At 57.3% G+C, this 1048-nt stretch carries 1 pseudogene; it reads right to left on the bottom strand.

Annotated features, from left to right (window positions below):
- Positions 1 to 50 precede the first annotated feature (50 nt).
- A pseudogene (locus tag SB786_RS35510) lies at positions 51 to 1048 on the bottom strand (IS3 family transposase); the annotation flags it as partial.

Genomic DNA, 1048 nt, shown 5'->3' with positions numbered 1-1048 from the left:
GAAAAAGCCCGCCCTTCTGAACTGACCCCGCAAAGTTGGACAGTTAAAGACTAAGCGGGTAAGGACTGAGTTCTGTATTGCACGGGACTCAGTCCTTTTAGTTTGAGCTTGATGCGTTCGTGGTTGTAGTAATGGATATAGCGTTCCAGCGTCTCGCGTAATTGCTCCACGCAAGTGAAGCGCTGGCGTTTGAAGCACTCAGACTTGAGCGTGCCGAAGAAGCTTTCCATCGCCGCGTTGTCGAGGCAATTGCCTTTGCGGGACATGCTTTGCGTCAACCCACGTCGCGCCAGGGCCCGACGGAACTGCGGCATCCGGTAGTGCCAGCCTTGATCCGAATGCAGCAACGGCTTGTCCTTACGGGGGAGTTTGGCCAGCGCCTTCTTCAGCATGCCGTTGACGAGCTCGAAGCTCGCTCGTCTGTCGATCTGGTGAGCCACGATCTCGCCGTTGTACAGATCCATCACCGGCGACAGATACAGCTTCTGGCCGTTCACCTTGAATTCAGTCACATCCGTCACCCACTTTTGATTGGCGTCAGTGGCCTCGAACTGGCGTTGCAGCAGGTTGGGCGCAGCTTTGCCGATCTCGCCTCGCCATGAACGGTATTTCTTCGGGCGCACCTAGGACTTTAGTTGCAATTGCTGCATCAGCCGCTGCACGGCCTTGTGGTTGACCAGATGCCCGGTTTGCCGAATCGCTGCCGTGACGCGTCGATAGCCGTAGCGGCCCTTGTGACGGTCGAACACCGACCGGATCTTCGCCTTCAGATCGGCGTGGCGATCCTCGGCGTTCAGCGTCCCGAGCTGGTAATAGAACGTGCTGCGTGCCAACCCGGCCGCCTTCAGCAGTGCCGCTACCGGATGGTGCTGCCTAAGCTCGCACACTATTTGCGCTTTTTCTTTTGCGCTGCCTGCTTCTTCGCCAGCAGCGCATCGAGCTTTTTTAGGTAGGCTACCTCCGCACGCAGATACTCGTTTTCCTTGAGCAATTCTTCGCGCGAGCGTTCATCCGGTGTGCCGGGTTCGGTGGGTTTGGGTGGAAGTGA

Source organism: Burkholderia sp. SIMBA_062, from assembly GCF_046534765.1.
Classification (GTDB): domain Bacteria; phylum Pseudomonadota; class Gammaproteobacteria; order Burkholderiales; family Burkholderiaceae; genus Burkholderia; species Burkholderia ambifaria.
Note: the sequence above shows the minus strand (reverse complement) of the source record. Positions and strands in the feature narration are given on the sequence as shown.